This is a genomic window from Microvirga sp. KLBC 81 (assembly GCF_003075415.1).
Taxonomy (GTDB): Bacteria; Pseudomonadota; Alphaproteobacteria; order Rhizobiales; family Beijerinckiaceae; genus Microvirga.
In genome coordinates, this window is sequence record NZ_QDAH01000210.1 from 1 (window position 1) to 2208 (window position 2208).

The 2208-nt window shown below is 59.6% G+C and carries 2 protein-coding genes and 1 pseudogene; all 3 read left to right on the forward strand.

Annotation, left to right across the window (positions count from 1 at the left end):
- Positions 1-75: 75 nt before the first annotated feature.
- Positions 76-558, forward strand: coding sequence for a tyrosine-type recombinase/integrase (locus DC522_RS33215; RefSeq protein ID WP_116532656.1), 483 nt, complete (start codon positions 76-78; stop codon positions 556-558).
- 460 nt (positions 559-1018) lie between these two features.
- A complete protein-coding gene (locus tag DC522_RS33225) occupies positions 1019-1636 on the forward strand; it encodes a type IV toxin-antitoxin system AbiEi family antitoxin domain-containing protein (protein ID WP_116532658.1) in 618 nt (205 codons plus the stop codon).
- Positions 1629-2138 (forward strand): annotated as a pseudogene (locus DC522_RS33230) (nucleotidyl transferase AbiEii/AbiGii toxin family protein); the annotation flags it as partial. The gene DC522_RS33225 and the pseudogene DC522_RS33230, both read left to right, overlap by 8 nt.
- Positions 2139-2208: the final 70 nt, after the last annotated feature.

Consider the following 2208-nt stretch of genomic DNA (forward strand, 5'->3'; position numbering starts at 1 on the left):
CTGCATCGCATGTGGATCGATGGCACCACCTTCCGCTGGGGTCGGGAGGAGGCTGCCGCATAGGAGGAGCAAGCGTTGCCGGTCACAGCCTACCAGGATGGCGCTCTTAACCTCAGCACGTCCAAGCGAGGCGTTCCGCTCTGGTTCCCGTGCCCGAAACCTCTGAGGGAGATCCTCGACGCTCTTCCGAGGCATGACGGCATCCGCATGTGCGTGAACAGCCGGGGACAGCCCTGGACCGAAGACGGATTCCGGTCGTCATTTTTCAAGCACATTGGCAAGCTCGAAAAGGAAGGGAAGGTCACGCTGGGCCTGACTTTCCATGGCCTTCGAACCTCCTTTGCTGAGGAGGCCTCGGAGAAGGGTTTCACGTCTCGCGAAATTGCGTCAGCCCTAGCACAACGGGACCAAAAGTCGGCGGATCATTACACGCGGAACGTTGAGCGGAGGAGGGCGGCAAAGGCCGTTTCGGAGGCCTTGGGCGGAACAGATGCGGGACAAGACTTGTCAACAAAGGTTGTCAACATGAAGTACCGCAAAGGTTCTAAGGGGGGCTAAGCTCTTGATTTTAAATGGCTGGGGGACCTGGATTCGAAGCAAGACTAACGGAGTCAGAGTCCGCAGGTCCGATGTCGGCTGTGGCGCACCATTGGAGTGACTGCTTCGGCCCTTGGTCGTTTAGGACGATCTGTAGCGCCATCCGTCGGACGTCGCTGTTAATCGGCGCGAGGAATGACGCGGCGACCACCGCGTCATCAGTGTTGCCGAGGCGATCGGCCTCCGCGAGTAATTGTTGGACTTGGGCGGGATCGCCCTTAACCGCTCGCCACTTCGCACAGGCCGCTATAGCCGCCGCGCCCGTCGCGTCGGTGGCCGACGACAGGTCGCCTTCCACGAGACGCTTGGCGAGCGCAGCTGGTTCGGCTTAGGTGTCAGCCCCGTGGCCGGCTTCCCATATTTCGCGGTAGGTGATATAAACCCTCGGACTATAGAGCCTTCATTCCGAGCGATCGTATCAATGCCCGAACCCACCTCCCAGCGCCAGATCGCCCATGGTCTCCTGACGACGCGCGGGATCGCGCGTCTCGCGGAGCTGCGGGACGCTGGAGTAACCGCGGCAACGATGAGTCGAATGGAACGGGAAGGTGAGGTGATTCGCCTCGCCCGAGGCCTCTATCAGCTCTCCGACGCACCTCTTGATGCCAACCACAGCCTAGCCGAAGCTGCCAAACGTGTGCCCAGAGGTGTTGTCTGCCTCGTGTCGGCGCTCGCTTTTCATGGGCTGACTGATCAGCTTCCGAAGCAAGTGTGGCTTGCCATAGGGCGGAAGGACTGGTCCCCGAAACCCGACGGTACGCCCATGCGCATCGTCCGCTTCACCGAAAGCCTGCTCAGTGAGAGCGTCGAAACCCACATCGTTGAGGGCGTATCCGTGAAAGTCTTCGGAATCGCCAAGACGATCGCGGACTGCTTCCGATATCGCAACAAGATCGGCCTGTCAGTCGCGATCGAGGGAATCCAGGAAGCACTACGCCAACGCAAAACCACTCCCGCTGAAATGGCCCGACAGGCTGAGAGGGGCGGTGTTGCTACCGTAATCCGGCCGTATCTCGAAGCGCTCACCGCTAATGGTTAAGGAGATCAAGAACATCGGCGCTTCGGTGCGCGCCCGCCTGCTGCAGCTTGCAAAGGCAAGCGGCCAGAGTTTTGAATTGGTGCTGACCCGATTCGCCCTTGAGCGGCTGTTGTTCCGGCTCGGCCAGTCACGCCATGCCGACTGCTTCGTGCTCAAAGGAGCGATGCTGATGATGAGCTGGTTCGATGATCCGCATCGCGGCACCCGCGACCTTGACTTGTTAGGCTTCGGTGACCCCAGTCCGGAAGCAATGCTCGCGACGTTTCGGGAAATCCTGGCACAAGCCGCAGATGATGGCGTGGAATTCGATATCGACACACTTCGCGTCGATCGTATTCGCGAAGGGTTGGAATATGGCGGACTGCGGCTGCGGACCCAAGCCACTATTAGCGGCGCCCGCATCAGTCTGACTATCGACATTGGTTTTGGCGATGCGCTGGAGCCGGGCGCTGAGGTTCTGGACTATCCCTCAATGTTGGATTTTCCGACGCCCAGACTAAGAGTGCCTAACAAAACCGGGGTGAGCGCGTTGGTTTGGCATGGCCAAACCTCTTGTTTCTGATGCTCTCTGG

What these genes read in the sequence shown, in the direction of transcription:
- DC522_RS33225 (WP_116532658.1), top strand. Translation starts at nt 1,019, where the DNA reads ATGCCCGAACCCACCTCCCAGCGCCAGATCGCCCATGGTCTCCTGACG.